At 60.5% G+C, this 24209-nt stretch carries 19 protein-coding genes, 1 other RNA gene and 3 pseudogenes; 12 read left to right on the plus strand and 11 right to left on the minus strand.

Annotation, left to right across the window (positions count from 1 at the left end):
* Positions 1 to 29 precede the first annotated feature (29 nt).
* The 3 genes from ACW9UO_RS12020 to ACW9UO_RS12030 form a co-directional block, all read right to left on the minus strand.
* A complete protein-coding gene (locus ACW9UO_RS12020) occupies positions 30 to 1154 on the minus strand; it encodes a M48 family metallopeptidase (protein ID WP_457086044.1) in 1125 nt (374 codons plus the stop codon).
* Positions 1151 to 2458, minus strand: coding sequence for a YjgN family protein (locus ACW9UO_RS12025; protein ID WP_457086045.1), 1308 nt, complete (start codon positions 2456 to 2458; stop codon positions 1151 to 1153). Before ACW9UO_RS12025 ends, ACW9UO_RS12020 begins: the two co-directional genes overlap by 4 nt.
* A 147-nt stretch (positions 2459 to 2605) precedes the next feature.
* Positions 2606 to 4912 (minus strand): DNA topoisomerase IV subunit A, encoded by a 2307-nt coding sequence (locus ACW9UO_RS12030; protein ID WP_457086046.1) that lies wholly within the window; start codon positions 4910 to 4912, stop codon positions 2606 to 2608.
* Between the two features lie 170 nt (positions 4913 to 5082).
* Here ACW9UO_RS12030 and ACW9UO_RS12035 point away from each other — a divergent pair, with 170 nt between their 5' ends.
* The 5 genes from ACW9UO_RS12035 (at position 5083) to ACW9UO_RS12055 (ending at position 8445) form a co-directional block, all read left to right on the plus strand.
* A complete protein-coding gene (locus ACW9UO_RS12035; RefSeq protein ID WP_457086047.1) occupies positions 5083 to 5736 on the plus strand; it encodes an SH3 domain-containing protein in 654 nt (217 codons plus the stop codon).
* Between the two features lie 235 nt (positions 5737 to 5971).
* Positions 5972 to 6685 (plus strand): SH3 domain-containing protein, encoded by a 714-nt coding sequence (locus ACW9UO_RS12040; protein ID WP_457086048.1) that lies wholly within the window; start codon positions 5972 to 5974, stop codon positions 6683 to 6685.
* A 79-nt stretch (positions 6686 to 6764) separates the two neighbouring features.
* The gene (locus tag ACW9UO_RS12045; RefSeq protein ID WP_457086049.1) at positions 6765 to 7592 is read left to right on the plus strand and encodes an SDR family NAD(P)-dependent oxidoreductase; all 828 of its coding nucleotides are present in this window, start codon (positions 6765 to 6767) and stop codon (positions 7590 to 7592) included.
* Positions 7593 to 7664: 72 nt separating this feature from the next.
* Positions 7665 to 7868, plus strand: a complete 204-nt coding sequence (locus ACW9UO_RS12050; RefSeq protein WP_457086050.1) for a twin transmembrane helix small protein — start codon at positions 7665 to 7667, stop codon at positions 7866 to 7868.
* A 4-nt stretch (positions 7869 to 7872) separates the two neighbouring features.
* On the plus strand, positions 7873 to 8445 hold the full coding sequence (locus ACW9UO_RS12055; protein WP_457086051.1) for a cob(I)yrinic acid a,c-diamide adenosyltransferase: 573 nt from the start codon (positions 7873 to 7875) through the stop codon (positions 8443 to 8445).
* Between the two features lie 12 nt (positions 8446 to 8457).
* Here the strand turns inward: ACW9UO_RS12055 and ACW9UO_RS12060 are convergent, their stop codons facing one another.
* From ACW9UO_RS12060 to nudC, 3 genes are all read right to left on the minus strand, one after another.
* Positions 8458 to 9258, minus strand: coding sequence for a DUF4198 domain-containing protein (locus ACW9UO_RS12060; RefSeq protein WP_457086052.1), 801 nt, complete (start codon positions 9256 to 9258; stop codon positions 8458 to 8460).
* Between the two features lie 92 nt (positions 9259 to 9350).
* Positions 9351 to 9818 carry an SRPBCC family protein gene (locus ACW9UO_RS12065; RefSeq protein ID WP_457086053.1) on the minus strand — a complete coding sequence of 156 codons (468 nt, stop codon included), beginning with the start codon at positions 9816 to 9818 and terminating at the stop codon, positions 9351 to 9353.
* Between the two features lie 45 nt (positions 9819 to 9863).
* The gene (nudC, locus tag ACW9UO_RS12070; protein ID WP_457086054.1) at positions 9864 to 10826 is read right to left on the minus strand and encodes an NAD(+) diphosphatase; all 963 of its coding nucleotides are present in this window, start codon (positions 10824 to 10826) and stop codon (positions 9864 to 9866) included.
* An 85-nt stretch (positions 10827 to 10911) separates the two neighbouring features.
* Between nudC and ffs the strand changes: the two genes are divergently transcribed.
* Together ffs and ACW9UO_RS12080 are read left to right on the plus strand one after the other, a co-directional pair.
* Positions 10912 to 11008, plus strand: an RNA gene (gene ffs / locus ACW9UO_RS12075) — signal recognition particle sRNA small type.
* Positions 11009 to 11185: 177 nt separating this feature from the next.
* Positions 11186 to 12379: a hypothetical protein gene (locus ACW9UO_RS12080; protein ID WP_457086055.1), complete on the plus strand. Its 1194-nt coding sequence runs from the start codon at positions 11186 to 11188 to the stop codon at positions 12377 to 12379.
* Here the strand turns inward: ACW9UO_RS12080 and ACW9UO_RS12085 are convergent.
* From ACW9UO_RS12085 to ACW9UO_RS12095, 3 pseudogenes are all read right to left on the minus strand, one after another.
* Positions 12333 to 13234: pseudogene (locus tag ACW9UO_RS12085) on the minus strand (IS3 family transposase); the annotation flags it as partial. The gene ACW9UO_RS12080 and the pseudogene ACW9UO_RS12085 overlap by 47 nt on opposite strands.
* Before the next feature lie 285 nt (positions 13235 to 13519).
* Positions 13520 to 14602 (minus strand): annotated as a pseudogene (locus ACW9UO_RS12090) (IS110 family RNA-guided transposase).
* A gap of 103 nt (positions 14603 to 14705) precedes the next feature.
* Positions 14706 to 14922, minus strand: a pseudogene (locus ACW9UO_RS12095) (transposase); the annotation flags it as partial.
* Between the two features lie 230 nt (positions 14923 to 15152).
* On the opposite strand from ACW9UO_RS12095, the gene ACW9UO_RS12100 reads away from it, so the two are divergent.
* Entirely contained in the window at positions 15153 to 16988 is a 1836-nt protein-coding gene (locus ACW9UO_RS12100) for a calcium-binding protein (RefSeq protein WP_457086056.1), read from the plus strand.
* A 269-nt stretch (positions 16989 to 17257) separates the two neighbouring features.
* On the opposite strand, the gene ACW9UO_RS12105 is transcribed toward ACW9UO_RS12100, so the two are convergent.
* A protein-coding gene (locus tag ACW9UO_RS12105) for an IS5 family transposase (RefSeq protein WP_457088577.1) occupies positions 17258 to 18027 on the minus strand; the annotation gives its coding sequence in 2 pieces (ribosomal slippage) (positions 17258 to 17691 and positions 17691 to 18027; 771 coding nt in all).
* Between the two features lie 176 nt (positions 18028 to 18203).
* Here ACW9UO_RS12105 and ACW9UO_RS12110 point away from each other — a divergent pair.
* Positions 18204 to 18602, plus strand: a complete 399-nt coding sequence (locus tag ACW9UO_RS12110) for a helix-turn-helix domain-containing protein (RefSeq protein ID WP_457086057.1) — start codon at positions 18204 to 18206, stop codon at positions 18600 to 18602.
* The gene (locus ACW9UO_RS12115; protein WP_457086058.1) at positions 18599 to 18769 is read left to right on the plus strand and encodes a hypothetical protein; all 171 of its coding nucleotides are present in this window, start codon (positions 18599 to 18601) and stop codon (positions 18767 to 18769) included. The genes ACW9UO_RS12110 and ACW9UO_RS12115 overlap by 4 nt, the downstream gene beginning before the upstream one ends.
* Positions 18770 to 19392: 623 nt before the next feature.
* On the opposite strand, the gene ACW9UO_RS12120 is transcribed toward ACW9UO_RS12115, so the two are convergent.
* Positions 19393 to 21555, minus strand: coding sequence for a hypothetical protein (locus tag ACW9UO_RS12120; protein WP_457086059.1), 2163 nt, complete (start codon positions 21553 to 21555; stop codon positions 19393 to 19395).
* Positions 21556 to 21937: 382 nt separating this feature from the next.
* Between ACW9UO_RS12120 and ACW9UO_RS12125 the strand changes: the two genes are divergently transcribed.
* Both ACW9UO_RS12125 and ACW9UO_RS12130 read left to right on the plus strand, forming a co-directional pair.
* Positions 21938 to 22987: a hypothetical protein gene (locus tag ACW9UO_RS12125; RefSeq protein WP_457086060.1), complete on the plus strand. Its 1050-nt coding sequence runs from the start codon at positions 21938 to 21940 to the stop codon at positions 22985 to 22987.
* Positions 22984 to 24207: a GNAT family N-acetyltransferase gene (locus ACW9UO_RS12130; protein ID WP_457086061.1), complete on the plus strand. Its 1224-nt coding sequence runs from the start codon at positions 22984 to 22986 to the stop codon at positions 24205 to 24207. Before ACW9UO_RS12125 ends, ACW9UO_RS12130 begins: the two co-directional genes overlap by 4 nt.
* The last annotated feature ends 2 nt before the right edge of the window (positions 24208 to 24209 follow it).

A 24209-nucleotide genomic window follows, 5' to 3' on the forward strand; every position in this document is an offset into this window, starting at 1 on the left:
TTTAGAACAGAAGAAGGGCTGGGCGCGCTTTAATCGCAGATCCGTTGCAAGGCCTGCCAGTCGGCTTTGGTGAGGACGGGGGTTTGTGTGAAGGTCGCAGGTGGCTCGGTTTGGATGGCAAGGATGCGGTCGGACAGCGCGGGGTGGCTGGCGAAATGCGCGAAGAAGCCGTCGTCTTCGCCGAACCGCTGGCGCAGGCGCTCGAAAAAGGTGCCGAGGGCTTCGGGGTTGATGCCTGCGTCGAGCATCAGGGCACGTGCATAGACATCGGCGCCGGCTTCGGCCTCGCGGGAATAGCTCGCCTGGATCAATTGTTCTGTCAGGAACAGCACCAGCGCGCCCCCGGCGAAATCACCAAAAAGGAGGCCCAGAACGCCGATGGATCCGGCCGAGCGCAGGGCGTGGCGGGTGGGGTCGCGGCTGATGACATGGCCGATTTCATGGGCAAAGACGGCGGCCACTTCCTCGGGGGTGTCGGCGGCCTCGATCAGTCCGTTGAAGAACACGATATAGCCGCCGGGCAGGGCGAAGGCGTTGAGCATGTCGTGGTCGAGCACATGCACCGAAAGCGTTTGGCCCTCGGGGAGGTCGGGGGCAAGTCGGGTCAGCACTTTGCTCAGCGCGGCCTGCCCTTCGGGCGCTTCGCAGAAGGCCACCGGGTCGCCCAGCCCGGTTTCGTCCAAGGCGCTGCGGATCTGGGTGAGGGTGGCTTCGCCCAGCGCGCGTTCGCCTTTGGGCGGGATGTAGTCGGCCATCTGGTCGGCCAGCGTCGGCACGAGCACAAGGATGATCAGCGCCACTGAGGCGACCGCCGCCACAGCCCATGCCGCCAGCCGTCCGCGTCGCGCCACCGGGGCGCTGCGGCGCACCTCCGGCAACCGTTGCAAGAGCAGCGGATCGTTGAGGATAAGCCGCGCGACAGGATCAGACTTGAGCCGCAAGACGATGAGGTCTTTGCCGCCGAGGTCGGGCAGCAGCCGCAGATCGTCGAGCGGCCAGAACAGCGGGGCAAAGCCCACCCGCGCGATGATCAGCTGGTTTGTCGTTTCATCGACTTTCAGCTGGGCGAGGTCGCCAACAGCCGTGTCGCCGTCATGGAAAAGCCCGGTGGCCCTATATGCCTCGGGGGCGGCACCGACGCGGATCGTGGTCATATCGAGGCTCCTACGTCCAGCGCCTCGGCAAAGCCTTCGGCCTCTTCGAATTCATCCCGCGCGCGTTGCGATATGCTGCGCAGGGCCTCGGGATTTACGATGGTCAGGGTTGTTGCATAGTGCCGCCAGATCGGCATCGTCACCCAAGCGTGGGTGAAGGTGGCCCAGAGCAGGAAGATCGCGAAGTAGAGTGCGATGCCGAGAGCCACGAGAACAGCGCTGGGCACGGCGGCGGCCAATGTGCCCAAGTCGCCCAAGTCCTGCGCCAGATCGGTTTGGGCAAATTGCACCAGCGTGATCCCGAGGGCCAATATGCCAAGCGGCACGGCCAAGATCAGCACTGTGACCAGATAGCCGAACACCGTGATCATCAAGATACGGAACGTGCTTGGGCGGGCGTGTAGCCGGACACCGGCTGCTGATTTGTGATTGGTCAGAAGGCGTTTGGTTTCAACGCGGTAATATACAAACCCGTAGAGGGCGCTGAGCATGGCTGCAACTGACACGGCCGCCGATGCCGCCGGTGCCCCGCCAAAGCCCAACCCGGTCGCCGCTGCCGCCAGTGCCACCGCAAGGAACATCGGCCGGGTGGCGCGATAGAGCATGGTCCAGCGACCGCCTTGTTGCAGTCGCGCATCGCCGAAATAGGTTCGGTCGGTGCGGTATTTCTCAAGCCAGAAGGTCATGCGCGGCCAGAGCAGACCGAGTGTGACGAGGGTGATGGCCCAGTGCAGCAAGGCGCGCCAGACATAGCCCCAAGCCCCCGGTGCCATGCCAAACCGCACGCCACGCCACCGGGTGCGCGCCAGTACATAGCGCCGGGCGCGGTAGCTGGCGTAGAACCACAGTGGGATGACGCCGAGAAAGCTGAGCAGATAGGCGGCGAAGCTTTGCTGGAACAATGCGAAGCTGACGAACATCAGGATCAGGTTCACCACCCCGATGTAAAACGCGAGGATGACGACGGCGATCAAGAAGCCCAACAGCTTTTCGTAGGGGTCGCCGACGTATTCCAACGGGGTGCCGCCGGGGCGGGTCGACGACCAATACCAGCGCCGCAGCCGGGTCTTCATCCAGAAGCGATAGAGCCCGAGGGTGAGCACGGTCAGGATCCCGGTTTTCAGCGCCAGCCAGAACACCGCGCGCCGGGTGCCTGCGAATGCGGTGTCGAGCGCTTCGGGCGGGGTTGAGCTGGCGTAAGAGCCGGGGGGCGGCCAATCGGGCGTGTGCTGAGGCGACAGATCTGCCGGTGGGGCTGCGCCGGTGTCAGGGGAGGCCCGTTCCCAAGGCGACGTCTCTTGCATGGCTGGCTCCCTGGGCGACAATCACGGGTAAAGAAAAGTGCCGGGGACGGGTTGTCAACCGAGGGTGCGCCGGGCGCGGGGCCGATCTGTCGACAGATCGGGACCGATCCATTGATGGATCGGCGCCACCCCAAGTCGCGGCGGGTGTCAGTTAAACTTATTGTCCCGTGGGAAACCGCGCGGGGCCATCCGTCCGGTGCCCGCGCGTTTGCCGCGCCACTCGTCCATATTGGTTTCGGTGCGGGTGCGGCCCGCCGGATCAAGCCAGCTTAGCCCGTCCGCGAGCGTAAAGGTGGTGGCGTCAGACATCCCGCCGTCCTTGTACTTCTGCAATCGCACGCCCTTGCCACGGCCCATTTCAGGCAGCTCATCCAGACCAAACGCCAGCACTTTGCGGTTTTCGCCCACCACCGCAACGGCATCCCCCGTCACCGGTTTGCAGACGCTCGCCCGCGTGGGGGTGCGCACGTTCAGCACCTGTTTGCCAGACCGGGTCTGCGCCACCACATCGGCCTCGGGCACGACAAAGCCATCGCCCGCCGAGGAGGCCACCAGCAGCTTGCGCTCGGGGCGGTGGATGAACAGATCGACGATGTCGGCCTCGTTCGGCAAATCCACCATCAGGCGCAACGGCTCGCCCATGCCGCGCCCACCGGGCAGATTGGCGGCGGACACCGTGTAAAACCGGCCATTCGAGCCGAAGACCAACAGCCGGTCCGTCGTCTCTGCGTGCAGGATAAAGCGCGGCCCGTCGCCGTCCTTGAACTTCAGCTCGCGCGCAAGATCGATATGGCCGGTCATCGCGCGGATCCAGCCCATCTGCGAACAGACCACCGTGATCGGCTCGCGGTCGATCATCGCCTCGATCGGCACTTCTTCGATCTGGCCCGCCTCGGCAAAGGTAGTGCGGCGACCGCCAAATTCGTAGCCCTTGCCAAAGGTCTTTTTCGCCGCCCTCAACTGCTCGCTGATGCGATCCCATTGCAGGTCTTCGCTGTCGAGCAGGTCTTCCAGCGCGGCACGCTCTTCCATCAAGGCATTGCGTTCATTCAGCAATGCCATCTCTTCAAGCCGGCGCAACGCCCGCAGACGCATGTTCAGGATCGCTTCGGCCTGCACATCGGTGAGGCTTTGCGTATCGGTCATCGCCGGCGCGACATAGTCGCTCTCGTCCATCGCGCGAACGAAATCCCGACCCCAATCCTCGCGCATCAGCGCCGCTTTCGGCTCATCATCATAGCGGATGATGTCGATCACGCGGTCGAGGTTGAGGAAGGCGATGATCAGCCCTTCGAGCACCTCAAGCCGGTGATCGATCTTTTCCATCCGGTGGATCGAGCGCCGGTGCAGCACCTCGCGGCGGAAGTCGAGGAAGGCGCGCAGCACTTCCTTCATGCTGCACACCTTGGGCGTCACGCCGTCGATCAGCACGTTCATGTTGAGCGAGAACCGAATCTCAAGATCGGAGGTGCGGTAAAGCATCCCCATCAGCACATCCGGGTCCACATTCTTGGACCGGGGTTCCAGAACCACGCGGATGTCGTCGGCGCTTTCATCGCGGATGTCTCCGAGAATCGGCACTTTCTTGGTTTGGATCAGCTCGGCGATCTTCTCGATCAGCTTGGATTTCTGAACCTGATAGGGAATCTCGGTGACGACGATCTGCCATTGGCCGCGGCCAAGATCCTCGACTTCGTAGCGGCAGCGCAGCCGGAACGAGCCGCGCCCGGTGCGATAGGCCTCTGCGATGTTCTCGGGCGGCTCGACGATGATGCCGCCGGTCGGAAAATCGGGGCCGGGCACGTAGTTCAGCAGCGTTTCGTCGCGCGCATCCGGAGTCTTGATCAGATGCAGGCAGGCATCAATCAGCTCGGGAATGTTGTGCGGCGGGATGTTGGTGGCCATGCCCACGGCGATGCCGCTCGAGCCGTTGGCCAGCAGATTCGGGAACTCAGCCGGCAAAACCACCGGTTCGGTCAGTCGCCCGTCGTAATTATCTCTAAAATCGACAGCATTTTCGTCGAGACCATTCAGCAGCGCTTCGGCCACAAAGGTCATCCGCGCTTCGGTGTAACGCGAGGCAGCAGGGTTATCGCCGTCGATGTTGCCAAAGTTGCCTTGGCCATCCACCAGCGGATAGCGAACGTTGAAATCCTGCGCCAGACGGGCCATCGCATCATAGATTGCCATGTCGCCATGAGGGTGGAAATCCCCCATCGTATCGCCGGAAATCTTGGCAGATTTCAGGAACTTGCCGTTCGACGCCAGCCGCAGCCTGTGCATCGCATATAGAATGCGCCGGTGCACCGGTTTCAGCCCGTCGCGCGCGTCGGGCAGGGCGCGGTGCATGATAGTCGAAAGGGCATAGGTCAGATAGCGCTCGCCCAATGCGCGGCGGAGCGGTTCTGCGTAGTCGGCTTGGCCGATATTGTTGTCGAGAGTGTCGTCGCTCATGGATGTGGTGTAGCGGGCGGAACAGGGGCCGTAAAGCGCGGGATGCATCGTGGTCTCAAAAGGATAGGAACCTATTCAAAATTTCCCTGCCGGTTTTCGAAAGAATCGATTAACCAATCAGGGGTACAGTGCGGTGGCGCTTAGTGTGACGGTAAATGGGGAACGTGGTTATGAAGGCATATATATGGGTCACTTTTGGACTGTTGGGGTTTGGCTATTACCAGGCTTCGGGCGGGGCGGATTTTGAACCCGGCAAGCAGAGTGTCGCGGTGTTTGCGGCGGTGGACGCACTAGAGGCAAAACCACTGCGCGAGGTTGCAGCGGCCGACCCGGCGTCGGACGAGGCGCTTCTCAAGATGGAGATGTTGTCCGTAACCGCAGAGCTGGCGCCAATTCAGGTGGCCCAATTTGCGATCATGGACACGACCAGCGTTGTGCCGATCAAGGCAGTGCAGCCGGCGAACGCCGTAGATGTGTCTGACGTTGTGGTCTTGGCGGCGCTGCGCACGATCGAAGCGATGCCGGATGAAATGTCACCGGTGGCCGAGGCCGCCGCCAGCGAAAAACGGGTGTCTTTGGTGCTGCCGGTTGAAAGCAGTGCGCCAGAGTCTGCACTCAAGGCAGAGCCGGATCTGCGCGCGGTCAATGGCACGCGGGTCAACCTGCGTGACGGGCCGAGCACGGATCACGGGGTCGTGGCCAAGCTTGGGCTGGGCACTGAAGTGGAAGTGCTCGAGGATCCGGGCGATGGCTGGGTCCGGTTGCAGGTGCTTCCCGAAGGTGAAATCGGCTGGACCGCTGACTTTTTGTTGGACCAGTCCTGAGTCGCGCAAAATTACGCTTGTGAAAAAAAGTCAAGCTGGGCGGAACCATCCGCCCTGCGCTTTGTTGTATATTCAACCGGACGCACAGCGAGCAGCGCGTCGCCGGGGGCCTCACGGGAAACCTTTGACGGTTTTCCCCGCGAATTCGCGGGCCCCATTCGGCATGTCTGTCGCAAACGTGCAAAGCCGGAGCCGCCCCAAACGGGGTGGCGCACCAGCGACAAAGGGACACGACATGAAAACCTATATTTGGCTCACATTCGCATTTCTCGGCTGGGGATACTACGAGGCCTCAGGCGGAGCAGATTTCCAACCGGGCAACGCGAATGCCGCATCCAACGAAGTTGTTGCAGAAGCTTCGGAAATTCGCCCAGCGGCCCCGGCACGCATTGCACTTGCGTCCGACCGTTCGACCCGCCCCGGCAGCACGGAACATCAGCTTGAGGCGGCGCTTCTTGTTGCGCTGCGCAACAGCTCGAGCGATGCGATCCAGCCTCAGACCCTGAGCAACGCGGGCAATATCCAGACCGTGGCGTTCCGGGCCGAGAGCGACACCGTGGCAAAAACCCCGCGTGGCCCGCGCCACATCCGGGTCAGTGCTGAAGTAGATGCGCCTTCCGAAGACATGTTCGCAGCTGTGACCGAGAGCGCCCCCGAGGCAACACCGCGGCCCCGTCTGCGACCTGCCAACCTGGAGACCGCTCAGGCGACAACCGTTGTGCCGACAATTTCGACCAGCGGCTTGGTTGAAGACCAGACCATGACCAAGGTCGTCAGCCGCGCCAATTTGCGCCTCGGCCCCGGGACCAACTTCCCGGTCCTCGACACCCTGAGCGGCGGCAGCGAAGTGCGCGTTCTGCGTCGGACAAACGACGGTTGGATCAAGCTTAAATCGAGCGAAAACGGGCGCATCGGCTGGATGGCTGACTTCCTCGTCGCCGCGCGCTGAGACTGGGGTGATACGACTTGCACTCGGATACCGACTGCTGCAAACCGGCCTGTAACAGTGTTTTAAAGTGAGGCCGGTTATGCGCAAATCCATTCTAATCACAGGATGTTCCTCGGGCATCGGACTTGACGCTGCCTTCGGCCTTCAACGCCGGGGGTGGCGCGTTTTTGCCTCCTGCCGCGCCGAAAAAGATTGCCTTCGTCTGCGAGACGCCGGATTTGAAAGCCCCCAGATCGATTATGCCGATCCCGACAGCATCCGCCGCGGTTTGGCAGAGGTGCTTGCCGCGACCGGCGGCACCCTCGATGCGCTTTACAACAATGGGGCATATGCCTTGCCGGGCGCAGTCGAAGATCTGCCGCGCGACGGGCTTGAAGACCTGTTTCGCACCAATGTTTTCGGCGTTCATGATCTGACCTGTCAGGTGATTCCTGTGATGCGGGCGCAGGGGCATGGGCGGATCGTCAATTGCTCGTCGATCCTTGGGCTGGTGGCGGCCCCTTGGCGGGGTGCCTACAACGCCAGCAAATTCGCGCTTGAGGGGCTTACCGATACCCTGCGGCTGGAAATGCGCGACACCCCGATCAAGATCATCACGCTAGAGCCGGGGCCGATCACATCGCGCTTTCGCCAAAACGCGATCCCGCAATTCGAGCGCTGGATCGATTGGGAAGGCTCGCCGCGCGCCGAACAATATCGCAAAGACCTGCGCAAGCGCTTGTATGAGGATCGCGGCACCGACCGGTTTGAATTGCCGGCCTCGGCCGTCACGGAAAAACTGTGGCGCGCGCTCGAAGACCCGGCCCCGCGTGCTCGCTATTATGTGACCACACCGACCTATATCTTTGGTACCCTGCGGCGCATCTTGCCCACCGGTGTTCTTGACTGGATCCTTGCCAGAGGGTGAGGTCGCTTTAACACCGCGACGACCTATGCCAGAACAAGACCACACATCGCGGCGGACCACCCGGAGGCACCCATGTCAAACGACCCATTAATCATCGTCATCGGCATAGTCATGATCGGTGTCGTGGCCGTTTTGTTTTTCGGCATCGGCAGCTTTGCCAAGGGTGGCGAATTCAATAAAAAATACGCCAACAAGGCGATGCGCTGGCGGATTGCGGCGCAATTCGTGGCAGTGGTGCTGATCCTGCTGTTTGTCTGGATCCGGGGAGAAGGCTGAGCCAATGGTTGTTCTGAGCAAGATTTACACCCGCACCGGAGACAAGGGCGATACCGCGCTTGGCAATGGCGCGCGGGTGCCCAAACACGCGCACCGGGTCAGCGCCTATGGCACCTCGGACGAGTTGAATTCGACGGTTGGCATGGCGCGGCTGCATGCGAGTGGCGAGGTTGATACCGCCCTGTCGCGCATTCAGAACGATCTGTTCGATTTGGGGGCGGATCTTTGCAACCCCGATATCGAAAATGACGCCACCGCAGACTATCCGCCGCTGCGCATGGTCGCCGAACAGACTGCGCGCCTCGAGGCCGAGATTGACGCGATGAATGCGCGGCTTACTCCGCTGCGCAGCTTTATTTTGCCTGGCGGTTCGGCCTTGGCCGCGCATCTGCATCTGTGCCGCACTGTGGCGCGGCGGGCCGAGCGGTTGACCGTTGAGCTTGCCGGTGAAGAAACCATTAACAGCCACGCGATCACCTATCTCAACCGGCTGTCGGATTGGTTTTTCGTCGCCGGGCGGATTGCCAACAATGACGGTCAGGATGATGTGCTTTGGGTGCCGGGCGCGAACCGATAATCTGGTTCGGCGTCAGGGCACCGCAAACGTGAGCGCGGCCCAGAGCGACTCCCACACCGGATCGTCGGGCTGGGCAGGCTCAATCGACCGCAGAACAACCGCATCGACGAGATAGCGATAGCCGGGCTGAACCGGGAAAATCGCTGTGCCCGCGTCATCGGTTCTGATCTGGCTAACGTCGACGCTGCCATCCGGCCCCTTGGCAAACAGCTCGATCTGCGCGTCTGCGCGCGGCGCCCCTTGGTAGAACACCTGCACCGGCATTCCGTCGGCCAAATCATCGGTATACGGGTTGGCCAGGGCCACAATTTCAGTCTCAAGCCCCACCGCGCTGTCACTGCCAGCGCCGTCACCCACGGCGATCAGCGCCTTGGCATAGCGGGAATAGCGTTCGCGGAACCCGGTTTCTGGCAGGCCGCGCGCCTTGTGTTCATCGAGCAGCGGCACCCAATCCTTGGTCGTCAGAAAGGACTCGAACTTCGCCCATTCGCTGTAGGTGAGCTGGTAATCCGTGGTCGCGTGCACCACCACGGCGAGGCCGTCCGCAGGGGCCGCCATCGCCAAAGCGGGCTTGTCGCCGGCGCGGCTTTCAACCGGAGTAGTCACGCCGTCCATCACGATGTCGAACCGCCGAATGCGGTGCGGCAGAAACGAAAACGCCGGTCCTTCGAAATCCTGCCCGACGCGAATGTCAGCGGTGATTGGCTCTCCGGCCTTGAGTTGCCAGGCGTGGGGGTCGATCCAGAATTCATGCGCCGTGGCCGCAATCGGCAGGGCCAGACAAACAAGAGCAGCAGCGATTCGGCGCAACATGGGGAAATCCTTAAGACAGGCGGGACAAGCGCACAGGGGGGAACGCGCATTACCGTGAAAGGTAGCACCGCCTTGGCGCGCGGCAAGCATGATCATCCGAGCTTGCGGGCGCGCTCCTCGAGTGTTTTGGCAAATTGCGCCACCCGGACCGCGAATTTGCGGGTCACGCGGCCTTTTGCCAGCTTCAACGACTGCACCACCAGGCGCGACGACAAAGTCTTGGGGGCAAGCCGCGCGGTCACGCTCATCCGGGTGCGGCTGGGCGACAGCGCGGTCAGATCGACATCCAGCTCGGTTTCTAGCCCGCCGGCCTTGCCCTGAAACACCAGCGCTTCGGGCGGGGCATAGCGGCACAACTCGATCTCGGCTTGCATCTCGCGGCCACGAAATTTGAAACCGGCGGTCCATTGCATGCCTTCGGTCGCGCCATTTGTCGACGTGATGCGGCGGACTGTTGCGCCCCGTCTCAGGGCTTGCCGCTCCATCGCGTCAACGTCCGACAGCGCCGCAAAGACCTGCTCAATCGGCGCTTCTATGTCTTCTTTGCTGGTGAATTCCATCTGACTGCCCGGCTCTGTTTTATTGTGATTGGCCGCAGTGTCGCGTCAATCCAACGTGTCCGCAAGCCAGTTCCGCAGCAGAAAATGCGCGATTGCGCCTTTGCGCGCGGGTTTCAGCACGGGGTGTTCGCCGGCAAACGCCGTGGCAATGTCTTCGCGGCTGACCCACATCGCATCCTCGAGTTCGACCGGATCAAGCGTGATCTCGCGGCCCAGCGCTTCGCCCCGGCAGCCGAGCATCAAAGAGGCGGGAAAGGGCCAGGGTTGCGAGGCCAGATAATCGACGGCCCCGACCGGGATACCGGCCTCTTCCATCACCTCGCGGCGCACGGCGGCCTCCATGGTTTCGCCGGGTTCGACAAAGCCGGCAAGCAGCGAATACATCCCCTCGGGCCACCCCGGAGACCGGCCCATCAGCACAGAATTTCCCTCGGTTATCAGCATGATGACCACCGGATCGGTGCGTGGAAAATGGTGGCCATTACAGGTCGGGCAGGTGCGTTGCCATCCGGCGCAGCTGATCTCAGACGGATCGCCGCAGCGCGAACAAAAGCGGTGGCTTTCGTGCCAGCCAAAGATGGCCTTGGCCGAAGCCGCCAGTTCGGCGTCGCGCGGCGACAGCCGGGTCATGATGGTTCTGAGTTCCGCAAAACCGTGGCTGTCGGGCAGGGCTGGATGCCGCTGGATGCTTTGGTCCACAAACAGGCCGAGGGTTGCGTCGTCAAGCGCCTCGGGCTCCCACGGGGAGAGGTCAAAGGCGAAAACATGCCGGCCGTCGTCGCGCCCAAGCAGGATGGCATCCGGCCCGGCATCGCGCAGCGCGGCGTGATCAAGCGGCAGTTGCACAAGGCGATCTTCGGCATCAATCAACGGTTTGCCCCGCCAAAGCAGGACGGCGCGGCTTTTTGTGTCGGCGCGCGCGGCGGCAATGGCCTCTGCATCGCTGCGGATTTCCGCTGCGCGATCGAGGGCTGATCCGCCAAAGGTCACCGTTTCCGCATGTCGCATCCGCATCTCCCTGGGCTTGCGGTTTTGGGATGACATGGGCCGCAGCCTCTTGCAAGCGGGGCGCGGGTTGATTAAGTAACCGGTCGAGAGGTTGGCGCGGGCGAGCGCCTCGCCAACCCGGTCAGGTCCGGAAGGAAGCAGCCGTAACGAGCCCCGCTTGGGTCGTTGTCCAGCCTCTCACCTTATTCCCGTCAGTGCTTTGAAAAGAAAGAAAACCCTGTTTTTAAAGGGCGTTGGTCACAAATTCTGCTACAAATACTGCTACAAATCAGATCGCAGAGGCATGCATAAAACACGTCCAACAGGTCCGCGGAAGGTGGATCGTCCGCATAACGATTCCCGAAGAATTGCGCTGCATCATGGGAAAGCGGGAACTGATCGAAAAGGACTTACCTGTAGAGACACGAGAGCGCGAGCACCGAGCGATCAGCGTCATCAACGGCTTTTACGCTCAGATCGACGAAGCTCGCGAGCGATATGAGTTCTTGAGAAGCCGCCCTGACTTAGAGCTCACGCATGCGGCCAAGTCGCAGTATGCGGCCACGCTCGAAGCCGACGAAGAAATGCGTGCAAATATGCCCAGTGTCGAAAACATGGAAGCCGAACACTCGCTCCTCTTGGACAAAGTGGCGGACGGCGAGATCGGAATAAGCCACGGCCTTCCAGCGCTCATTAACAGCACAGCAGACTATGAGTTGATGCTGCGAGCCAGGGACGATTATGCAAACATTCGAGGCAGACGTCTTGCGGCTCTTCGCGCCAGTTTCTCGACCGGTGAAACGCGTTTTATCGAGCCAATTGTTGAGCAATATATTCTAGACAATAATCCATCGATCAACAGAGGGTCTCGCGAGTGGGTGAGCTTGTCTAATGCTATAACGCGTGCTGAAATCGAAGCCTTGGAGCGGACTATTGAGCGCGATCGAGGTCACTTTTTGGGGCAACCACGCGATCCGCTTTTAACTCCGCCTGAACCTGTTGAGGACCCGTCCTCGCCGTCAAACCTGGAGGGGGAAGGAATGACCCTCAGCGAGGCTCGAATTGCTTTTCACAAAGAGCGCACGGCGGGTGGTGGAACATTGGCATCGAAGACGATGAAAGAGCATGAAAACGCTGTGCGCATGTTTTGCGAGTTCGTGGGTGGCGAAATCGCAGTTCGATTGATTACCAAGCGGCAAATAATTGAATATAAGCTAGCCCTTCTCGAGACGCCGACGCACTATAGAACGCGATTTCCAGGCTTGACGTTGCCACAGGCAATTAAGGCCAACGACAAGCTCGATAAGCCCTACGCGAAGCTGGCTCCGAAAACCATAATTATGAAGTGGCTTTCGCACCTATCAAGCGTGTTGCAGTGGGCTTCCAACAACGGACATATCGAAGCCAAACCTGCTCAGGGTGTCCGTGTGGACACTGGCAGCAACGTGCACCGAGAGCCCTCTTACCTTCCCTTCAACCGAAATGAGCTGAAACAAATATTTGGTCATGTGAGGTGCCCCGAATTTTCTATACGCCTGCGTCGTACATTTTTCTCTGTTCTGTTTCATAGTTAACTGGCGACAGCATGCCATTGTTGGTGTGCTTGCGCGTTGGGTTGTAAAACATCTCAATGTAATCGAACACGTCCTGCCTTGCTGCTTCGCGTGTGAGGTAGTTCCGCCTCCTGATCCGTTCTCGTTTCAACAACTGAAAAAAGCTTTCCGCGACGGCATTATCATGGCAATTCCCGCGACGGCTCATGCTGGCGACCAAGTTGTGTTTGCCAAGGAACGATTGCCACTCCCCGCCAGTAAATTGGGAACCTTGGTCGGAGCGGATCATGATCCTTTGCTTTGGTTTGCGCCGCCAAACAGCAGCCAATAATGCTTGCAAGGCGAGATCTGTGGTCATGCGTGACTGCATCGACCATCCAACAACCCGTCTTGAAAACAAGTCGATGACGACGGCCAAGTATGACCGGCCCTGATGGGTTCTGATATATGTGATGTCGGTCACCCAAATCCGGTCAGGTGCATCGACTTCAAACTGCCGGTCCAGTGTGTTGTCGGCAACAACAGCAGGCTTGCCGCCATAACGACCAGGGCGGCGTTTGTAACCGATCTGCGCCGCTATGCCTGCTAAGCTGGCTCACCGCGCAACACGGTTCTCAGAACAGGTTTCGCCCTGATCGCGCAGGTCATCTGTCAGCTTTCGCTATCCATAGACCTTGCCGCTATCGATCCATGCCCGCTGGAGCAGATCAGTCTGCCGTGCATCTTCAAGCGCACGCTGGCTTAACGGTTCTTTGAGCCATGCATAGAACCGCTGAAATGCACCGCCAGCACACGACACATCGACCGCACAGAAAACTCTGCCCGATGAGCCTCAATAAACGCGTACCTCACAGAGACTCGCGCGCGACGTACGCGCGCGTCCATTGTCGCTCGGACCATGTATGGATGGCACCCGCGGGGCAAGGGCTCTTCGTTGCGATTTTGGCTTTTCGGTCAGTTGCGGCCATGTATACGGCGTCTGAATTGCAGTGCTCTGACTGCGCGCCCTGATGAATTCCGCGGTCGCTTGGGTCCCAATCAATGGCGCGCGCTGTAAAGCGCTTCGGTCCGAACAGGGTGTCCTTTGCGATTTTCCCACTTTTTGCCATCATCTCACGATGCACTTGCCTTTCTGTCAGAGGTCTTGGCCCCCGGTTTCGTTTAGGCGGTTTTGGTCGCCCGATATTCCGTTTCGTTCTTCAAAAGCGCATAGACCGTCCGCGCCGTACGATCGGCCAGCGCGATTGCAGCTTGTTTAGGCTTTTTGCGCTGGATGATTTTCCACAGCCAATCATCGCCAGGTTCCCCACGGCGGCGGGCGCTGACCTGCGCCATGGCACCGAGGTATAGCAATCGTCGCAAGTACCGGTTGCCCATTTTGGAAATGCGCCCCAATCGTTCCTTGCCCCCGCTGGAATGGGGCTTTGGCGAGAGACCCAGCGTCATGCCAGAGGCATGCTTTCAGTATGACGCTGAAAGATCCCTTCCTGACTTGAAACCGGACACCTCTGGCAAGGATGCGACCATCGCACTGGCTGTGATCGGGCCCACCCCTGGAATTGTTTGCAGGCGCTTCGCCGCTTCATTCGTGTTCGCATCTGCATGCACATCTGCGGTCAGATCCGTGATCTTCTTTTGCGTATCCATCAGTTGATCCGCCAGCAGATTCAGCGCTTTATGTGCTGCGGCAGGCAAACTCGTTTTATCACAGGCTTCGATCAGACGACCGACGTTCTGGATGCCCTTGGGTATGACGACACCGAATTCCCCTAAATGTGCGCGGATTGCATTCACGATCTGAGTTTGCTGACGTACCAGAAACTCACGTGCCTTATAGGTGACCAAATGACCTTGGGTCGTCTCGGATTTGACCGGAACAAACCGCATCGATGGTCGTGTGACAGCTTCGCAAATCGCTTCCGCATCGTTCGATGCGCTTTCGCGGCCCCACTGGGGCCACGGTCGCATCTCACCATCGGTCTTCCCACGCTTGACGTAACTCTTCACGTAACTTGGCGGCATCAGCCGAACCTCATGCCCCAGCTTGATGAGCGCACGCGCCCAGTAGTGCGCGCTGGCGCAAGCTTCCATACCGACCAAACAGCTGGGCAGTTTCTGGAAAAACTCCAGCATCTGGCTTCGCCGGAGCTGCCGCCGTATGACCGGTTTCCAGGACTCGTCTACGCCGTGAAGCTGGAAAACAGATTTGGCCAAATCGACCCCGATCGTGGTAATCTCATTCATGGATGGCTCCCGTCATTGGTGAAGTTACGAGCACCCAATGTGGCACATTGCGATGCCGGAAGCGGTGCCATCCATCCCATCAATGGCGGAAAATGGCCACGCCTTGGCGGAGCGGCAGCCCGAGGATGACCTTCAGGGTGAGGCAGGCCTGAATTGCAGCGTCGCTATAGGCCTGTTGACGGCCGCGACGGCTCGACGGAATGACTTCCCACTGCATTGAGGGATCGAACCAGACGGTCAGCAATCCGCGCTGCCTTAGCGCCCGATTGTAGCTTAGCCAAGTTGGTGGTCTTGTGGGTCGTTTTCGGAGGTTTGCTCATGCCTTCCGGTTACTACATTGGATTCGCAAGATGAATCCCTCCCCCTTTGTTCAACAAGGCCCTTCCGATGTCAATAAATTGCTTGGCTTCGAATCCCGTTTATTAAAATTCAACATTATAAAACTCGAGTAATAAGTCGCAGTGTTGTCGGATTTAGGTTCCGCAAACCGTCCCAGTGAAGAACGAAATATGCCCCATCACTTGCAATACATATCTTGGGGAATGGGTAAATGCGGACTAGAACTTATATTGCCAACAACGGGCTGGATCAAATACACACTTTTGCCGGGGGATTGGATAACACTGTTAATCATTGGGACACCTTAGGGTTTGAACGGATTACCGAGTTCTCCCACGGACACCATGCCCGCGCCGGCGGAGGCAACGACATTTTTGACTTTCAGAATTTGGATAACGTGGCGGGCACCGTAGTTGGCCGACTTGAGGATTTTGATCCAGCGCGTGACGAAATTCTCGTTGAAGGCCAGGCTCTCGATTTCGACAATCTGCCCTCCAATGTGCGGGTTGTTGCCTTCAACGGTGGACACAATGAAGCGGGTGCCACCCCACAGCCTTGGCTCTTGATCGAGACATCGGGGGGTGGGCACATCTTCTATGCGCTGGAAGGCGCGCGGGTCGACTTGGACCGCGACGGCGGCTCAAACGCCCATCGCCACGAAAACCATTTCATTTCAGAATCGATGGTGCCCGATTTCGACAGCCTGCCTGATTTTAACTATGACGACCCTCAGAACGTAGTGCCCATCGGCTATCAGGCAGATGGCGGCGTGGTCATTGAAGACCATGACCACTACGCTGACGACGTCACCACCGTGGTTGAGGGAACACAAGACGGCGACCTGATCGCGGCTGGCCTCAATGATGATACGGTGCGGGGTTTTGGCGGTGATGACTTCATCTGGGGCGGCAGCGGTGCCGATGTCGTCGAGGGCGGCAGTGGTAGCGACGAGATATGGGGCGGTGGCGGCAGTGACAGGCTGGACGGCGGGGAAGGCCGCGACATAATTCGCGGCGAAAGCGGGAATGATGGCATTCAAGGCGGAAGCCACGCGGATGTGGTGCGCGGTGGCGACGGCGACGACACTCTGGACGGTGGTTTTGGCCGCGACCGTGTATTCGGCGGCGCAGGCAACGACCTGATCATAGACAACGATCAAGACGGACCAAGCGGCGCAGACTTGTTGGTTGGAGGTGCTGGAAATGATGTAATCCGCGCCCAAGGCGGAGAAGACACCTTGATCGGCGGCAACGGTGCAGACATTCTACAAGGCGGCCATGGCTCGGACGTTCTGCGTGGTGGTGCCGGCGCAGACGAACTTTACGGGGGGCGGCACTCCGACCGGTTGAGCGGTGGGTTTGGCGACGATACGCTCGATGGCGGGTTGGGCCGCGACCAAGTTTACGGTGGCGCAGGAAATGACCTGATCCTAGACAACGATCAAGGCGGGCCTTGCGGCACGGATTTCTTAGCTGGAGGCGCAGGAAACGACGAAATTCGCGCCGGTTGGGGCGACGATACGCTAATTGGCGGCGGTGGCAATGACACGCTCTCCGGCGGCTACGACGACGATCTGCTTGAGGGCGGCTTCAACGCTGACGCGCTCTATGGCCAGCGCGGCCACGATACTCTGGTCGGTGGCAATGGGCGCGACATGATGGACGGCGGCGGCGGAAACGATACGCTGATTGACAATCAGCAAACCGGGATCTACGGCAACGACGTGATGCTGGGCGGCAATGGCAACGACATCTTCCAAATTGCCGGCGGTGATGACACCATCTCGGGGCAAGCGGACGCCGATACCTTTATCTTTATCGGCAATAACATCGAAAATGACATTGTGACTGATTACGAGGTTGGCACCGATGCGCTTCATCTGGACGATGCACTTTGGGGCGGCGGCCTGACCGAGGCCGAGGTCATCAACCAGTTCGCCACCGTGGTAAATGGCGATGTCGTGTTGGACTTCGGAGGCGGCAACTCGGTCACGCTCGAAGGCGTTGGCAGCACCTCCGGCCTGACCGCCGACCTCGAAATCTTCTGATCCGGCGCAGCGCCGTCGGTCATTTGGCCGTCGGCAAACTCGGCGCGTTCACCTCACAATTGCTGTCGTGTTTTCCTGTCGTGTCAAGCTTGGGAGCGGACGCCGCTCAGTTCTTTTCTTACTGTCTGCACTCGCGATCATAATCCGAACTGTCTCTTGTAAAACGCGGATCAATAATGGGCCACAGAAGCGGCTGCGCATCGCAGTTGTAGCGGAGTAAAACTCCGCCAGTTTGTGTCCTTCGTTTAGGGTCAGGACTCGTTCTCGTTTCATAGCCAGAACATGACGGTTGCGGCGAGGGCGATGGCGGAGAGGAAGACTTTCGGGCATCGGTCGTAGCGTGTGGCAATCCTGCGCCAGTCCTTCAGGCGCCCGAACATGATCTCGATCCTGTTGCGGCGTTTGTAGCGGCGCTTGTCGTATTTGACGGGCTTGGCGCGGGACTTCCGGCCAGGGATGCAGGGCTTTATCTCCTTGTCTTTCAACGCTTCCCTGAACCAGTCGGCGTCATAGCCCCGGTCGGCCAGAAGCCATTGTGCCGATGGCAGGCTGCCAAGAAGGGCCGCAGCGCCGGTGTAGTCGCTGACCTGGCCCGCGGTCATGAAAAACCGGATCGGTCGTCCCTCGGCATCGGTGACGGCATGCAGCTTGGTGTTCATGCCGCCTTTGGTTCGGCCGATCGCGCGCCCCCGCTGGTCGTCGGGCCCCCCTTTTTCGACCGCAGACTGCTCGCCGTGCGGTGCGCCTTCAGATAGGTCGCGTCGATCATCACCGTCTTTGGAACCGCTGCCTCCGACGCAAGGCCGTGCATCATCCTCGCGAAAATGCCCTTGTCGCTCCATCGTTTCCAGCGGTTATAGAGCGTTTTGGCCGGGCCGTATTCCGCGGGCGCGTCGCACCAGCGCAAGCCATTGCGATTGATGAATATTATTCCACTCAGAACACGCCGGTCATCCACCCGCGGCTTGCCATGGCTCTTGGGAAAAAACGGCCGAAGCCGGTCCATCTGCGCGTCCGTTAGCCAGAAAAGGTTGCTCATCATCACCCCCGTCAGTTTGGGAGCTTGAATCACGCTGCCGACGTAGCCTCAAGCAGATCAATGGGTCCTGAGCCTAGGACTTCGACAAAATCAGCGACAGATCTGACAATCCCACCCGACCGGGGTTCGCTGCTGCGGTAAGTAAGTTCTATGAACTCATTATTGAAGTGAACACAATGACTTACCCCTACAAAGCGTCACTTGCTGCGAAGTTTGTCTCTGATTGCGTGCAAGCTCTCTCGCACCGTAAGACCCAAGCGGAAATAGCGTCACAAGCTGGCTTCGCGAATGCCAACATGATGACCTTTCTGAAAAACGGAAAGAACAAGATCCCACTCGACCGGGTGCCGTCTCTTGCAGCAGCGCTTGAGGTCGATCCTGCATACCTGATGCGCCTGGCGCTTGAGCAATCGGCCGGCCCGACCGCCGCCAAGGCAATCATCGACGTCTTTGGAACGCCAGCGACTGAGAACGAACAGGGGTGGCTTGCCGAGTTGCGTGATGCGTCGGACAACAGCGATCCCCGCATCACCGCCCGGTCCCGCGTGGCTCTGAGAGGAATTTTCAACAAATGACTGAGGCAACATTCGCCGCTCCTGCGGCCCCGTCGGGGCAATGGGACAAGCTGAGCTCGAACGAGAAGGCGTGGGTCGAGTTTATCCGGGTTATCTCAAACGGAACTGATCCGCGCATCACAGCTGGTCGGGTGCGCGCGATGAGGGTGCTGCTCGACGATCCGTGATTGCTCCGAGGGCGGGAGGTTTCCCAGTCGGCTTGCGTTTCGTTAGGTGTCTGGTCCTCTTAGCCGAGGCTGCACGCTCACGCGCCCGGAGGGCGTGTATGCGGTCCCCTGAGGGGTCGCGGGGGTGTCAAGTTGCTAGTAGTTGTTTTTATGCTACAAGTATCGCGCCAATAATTGCTACAAAGTTCGCCGTGGGTTGCGCGTAACCCTTTGTAATTACTTGCTGTAAAGGAGAGGGGGAGAAGTCCAGCCTCTCACCTTTCTCCCCAAAACTGTCGCGGCACGTTTGATGCGCCTGCATGTGCTAGGAGTGGCAGCACAGCAAGTTGCGTTTGCGTGCCGTCAGCTGTGGGGGCGCACCAAAATATGCTCCGGGAGAATGCGTGGTCGGCAAGCGCTGGGGCGCTTGTTCAGTTGCATGCGGGTTAGGCCGGGACTGTCGCGGGAAGCGAGACCCGGCTATTGCGAATCGCGCTGTGGCAAACAGTGGTGTGGAGGTGCGGGTGGCATTGCGCCAAGCCGCGCACTGTTTCGCACCCGGTCGCGTAAAGCGAATTTGGCAATGAAAAACCGGTGCCGACACATCTGCCGCCACCGGTAATTTTCTGAAAGTACCGCGTATCCTAGAGGATATCGAACTCGGTGCTGGTGCCGCCGGCGGTTGCGGAGCCGGAATTGTCCGGATCGGTGCCGCGTACGCCTCCGGTCATCAACAGTTCTGCACTTTCGATATCATCCGGATGCTCGGTGAACTCGGGGAGGGTGTCGGCCGCGGCCGCGACTTGGGTGCCGCTCCACTGACCCTGCCCACCGGTCGTTCCGCCCGAGCCAGACCCTTTGGTGCCGCCCGTCGCGGAGCCACCGGTGCCGGACCCTTTGGTCCCGCCGGAGCCAGAGCCGCCAGTGCCGCCCGAACCCGAGCCGCCGGTACCAGATCCGCCAGTACCTGAGCCACCTGTGCCCGAACCACCCGTGCCGGACCCTTTGGTCCCGCCGGAGCCGGAGCCGCCCGTGCCACCTGAACCCGAGCCGCCCGTTCCTGAACCGCCGGTACCCGTTCCGCCGGTGCCACCTGTGCCCGAACCACCCGTGCCGGACCCTTTGGTCCCGCCGGAGCCGGAGCCGCCAGTGCCACCTGAACCCGAGCCGCCCGTTCCTGAACCGCCGGTACCCGTTCCGCCGGTGCCACCTGTGCCCGAACCACCCGTGCCGGACCCTTTGGTCCCACCGGAGCCGGAGCCGCCAGTGCCGCCCGAACCCGAGCCGCCGGTGCCAGATCCACCGGTGCCACCTGTGCCCGATCCACCGGTGCCGGACCCTTTGGTCCCGCCGGAGCCGGAGCCGCCGGAGCCGCCCATGCCTGAACCGCCGGTACCCGTTCCGCCGGTGCCACCTGTGCCCGAGCCACCCGTGCCGGACCCTTTGGTCCCACCGGAGCCGGAGCCGCCAGTGCCGCCCGAACCCGAGCCGCCCGAACCCGAGCCGCCCGTACCTGAACCACCAGTACCAGATCCGCCGGTGCCACCTGTGCCCGAACCACCCGTGCCGGACCCTTTGGTCCCACCGGAGCCGGAGCCGCCAGTGCCGCCCGTACCTGAACCGCCGGTACCCGAGCCGCCGGTGCCAGACCCGCCGGTGCCGCCAGTGTCGACGGAGTCAGCCGGGACAAGATACGCGTCCAGTTCCACTTTCGGCGGCAGGCCAGGACCATGGTCGCCTGTAATGGTGAAATCGTCCTCAGTGTAGGTAAAGCTCGTCGGATCCTCGGGCAAAATGATATCCGAGACATTCTCGAAATGGCCCCAGGCAACGGGTTGCCCGTCGGCACCCACGAACTCGACCGAGCCGGATTGGTTGCCGGTCGCCGGATCGGTGGTGACGTTGATGACAAAGGCCGCGCCCGCATCGGAGAGGTCGAGAACCGTGTCGCTCTGGCCAGCTACCGGGTCTGTTGAGCCTTTGGTGCCACCTGTGCCCGAGCCGCCTGTGCCGGAGCCACCTGTGCCCGAACCACCGGTTCCGCCTGTGCCTGAACCGCCAGTGCCGGAGCCTTTGGTGCCACCGGAGCCGGAGCCGCCCGTGCCGGAACCACCTGTCCCCGAGCCACCGGTTCCGCCCGAACCTGAGCCGCCCGTGCCAGTGCCTTTGGTGCCGCCTGTGCCGGAACCACCTGTGCCCGTACCACCTGTGCCACCTGTACCCGAGCCACCGGTTCCGCCTGTGCCTGAACCGCCAGTGCCGGAGCCTTTAGTGCTGCCGGAACCTGAGCCGCCCGTGCCGCCGGAGCCGGAACCGCCCGTGCCAGTGCCACCGGTACCGCCCGAACCTGAGCCGCCAGTGCCGGAGCCTTTGGTCCCGCCGGAACCTGAGCCACCTGTACCGGAACCTCCCGTGCCCGTGCCGCCCGTGCCGGTGCCACCGGTTCCGCCAGAACCTGAACCGCCAGTGCCACCGGTTCCGCCAGAACCTGAACCGCCAGTGCCACCGGTTCCGCCAGAACCTGAACCGCCAGTGCCGGAGCCTTTGGTGCCACCCGAACCAGTGCCACCTGTGCCAGTGCCGCCAGTCCCAGTGCCGCCAGTCCCAGTGCCACCTGTGCCAGTACCGCTCCCAATCGGGTCATCTTCTTTTTCGAACTCTTCCGCCAGATTGGCGGCGTACCATGCCTCCAGGGAATCGCCCTCGACGCCGCCATTGTGGTATGCCTTGGTCGTGCTGGCCGTGTCGTTGCCTGAACCTGTGGTGTCGGTCCGCAAATTCGTATCGCTAATCTGATCGTCAGACATTCGAAATCCCTTCTTGATGACGTGCCCATACGACGCCATCGTCCACAGTAAGCGGGCGGGTCTTTGGGCTGGGTTTATTGCGCGTATCAATTTGGGCTAAACGACCGCGGTAAATCGATCAAGTTTTCAATAATTTCATGGCTAATTCACCGCCCCACCGGAAACAATCACCTGCCTTAAGGAGTATTAACGCCGGAGCCTGTGGCAATCTGCCCAAGGCCGCCCCGGCGCGCTGTCGCAATTTCGCCCAAGTGATTCTCTCGCCGTCCACAGACCATCAAACTTCCGCCATTTTGTTCAGCTACTCCGGAGCGTGACGAGTAAAACCACGGGGCCATGATCGGCGTTGTGTCGGGCACTATTTGGTCGAAAGGTGATTGGGATGACACGCAGAAAATACCGCGAGCGGATTGCGAAACTGGTGACCTGCGCCGAGGCATTCTTTGGCGAAAAGGTAATGAAAACATCGGCTCCGGGTGGGGAAGGGCGCGCAAGTTGGCGCTTTGAGATGGAAAGCCGGCCGGTCATTGTCACCATGCGGCCGAACTTTCGGCGCACCCATATCGAGGCGATGGCGCTGCGCAAGATCGGCCAGTTCAACTCCGACATTCCGCAATGCCTCGGGGTGGTCGGTGAGGTCATGTTTCAGTCGGATGTCGGCGCGCGGCGGCTCAATCAAGAGATTGCCCTGATTGCCCCCGACCAACGTTTGGATATGGCGCAAGAGGCTGTTGCCGCGATATTTCGCATACAAGCGGCGGCGCGGCAGGCCGGGTTAAACGAAACAATGCCGCACCTCGGGGTCAATCGCGAATGGATCAGCAATTTCACCGAAGCGATCATATCATTAGAGCCGTTTTCCGCCGGGCGATGCGCGAGCGTTGATAAAATCGCCTTGGCCGAGGCAATTGCGCGCCCGGCCACGCAATTCGTCAAATGGGATTGTCGCTCGGGCAATGCCGCGATTGGCGAAGACGACCGCCTGCGCTGGTTTGACTTTGAATATTCCGGCGTGCGCCACGGCGCCGAAGACCTTGCCTGGTTGCTTGGTGATGAGGCTTGGCCGATTGCGCCCGACGCGATGGAACAGATCATCATTGCGAATTTTGACGCGGCCTGCGGTCATGATCTTGAGGGGTATCTCGATTATCTCGCGGTCTATGTGACCCTGCATTGTGTGCAACGGCTCAAGCTGATTGTGAAAGAGGCACACAAGCGTGGCTGGCTGTCGAAGGCGCGGGTGCGCAAATACGATGATGCTGGCGTTCACCCGGAATTTGCCGCCCAGATCTGTCGGGTCGGGGCCTATTTCGGCGCGCGTATGCCGCTCACGGTGCCCTTGGCGCGGGACTTTGAGGACGCGCAGAAGGTGTTTGAGGAGGTGCTGCGCAAAGGCAGCACCACGGCGCAAAAAGCGAGGGTGGCGGCATGAACGATCTTCGTCCAGATACGGCGCTGCACGCCGGGCTGCGTGTCGAGGTGATCGATACGTTTGACGGGTTCAAGTCGGTGGAGGCCGATTGGAAGGCTCTAGAGGCGCAAGACCCTGAAACCACAGTGTTTTTGTCGTGGGATTGGCTGGCGCAGGCCTTTGCCGACAATCCGTTCCGCTGGAGCGTGCTTGCGGTGCGGGCCGCCGACGGGTCGAACCGGCTTGTCGGGCTGTTGCCGCTGAAATACCGCGTGCATTGGAGCAGTTCGCGCAGTTGTTTCCAGTCCGAGATCGAGGCCGGCGGCCGGCTTTTGTTCAGCGAATACACCGGGTTTCTTTGCGATCCAGGCCAAGAGCCGCTGGTGATGTCGACGCTGGCGCATGCGCTGCGCACGATGCCGTGGTCGCGGCTGTCGCTGCGCTATGTCGCCCAGACGCGCCGGGCCGAACTGTTCTGCGCCGCATTCGAGCGGTTTGGATATGCGGTGGCGTGGAAGGATTATCGCATCAACGACGGCGAGACCGATAATCTGGTCTGTCCGCATGTGACCCTGCCGGACGATTTTGAGGACTATCTTCAGTCGAGCGTCAGCGCCAACACCCGCCAACGCTATCGCCGATTCAAGCGCAAGTATTTCTCGGGCGGGGAGTACTACTTCACCCATTGTGAGGCCGACACGCTCGACCGGGACATCGCCAATCTGATGCGGTTCTGGCAGATGAAGTGGGATCCGGTCAAAGGCGCGTCGAGCAGCAGCAAGGTCGCGGCGAACTTTGAGCAGGTGCTGCGCGCGGCGCACAGTGCCGATGCGCTGTTTTTGCCAACGCTGTGGCGCGGGGAAACGCCGCTTGGCGCTTTAGGTCATGTAATGGACCCGCGGGTCGGGGCTATGCATTTCATTATCGCGGGCCGCAATCCCGAGGCAGACGAGGCCTTTATCGGCCCGGCGCTGCATTTCCATAGCATCGAATGCGGGATTTATCTTGGCTGCCAAACCTATGATTTCGGCCACGGCGATGAGCCTTACAAGTTCAGCTATGGCGCGGAAAAGGTGCCGGTGTCGTATTTCACCATCATCCGCCCGGATGAAGACCGCGCGATGATGTTCGACCCGCTCAGCACCGGTGCGGCGCTGAAACGGATCGGGCAGTTCATCAAAGCCGGCAAGACAGAACAGGCCGAAGCCGCCTGCACCCAGCTTGCCGAATTGCTGGGGTAAAC

The organism is Marinovum sedimenti (genome assembly GCF_054052205.1).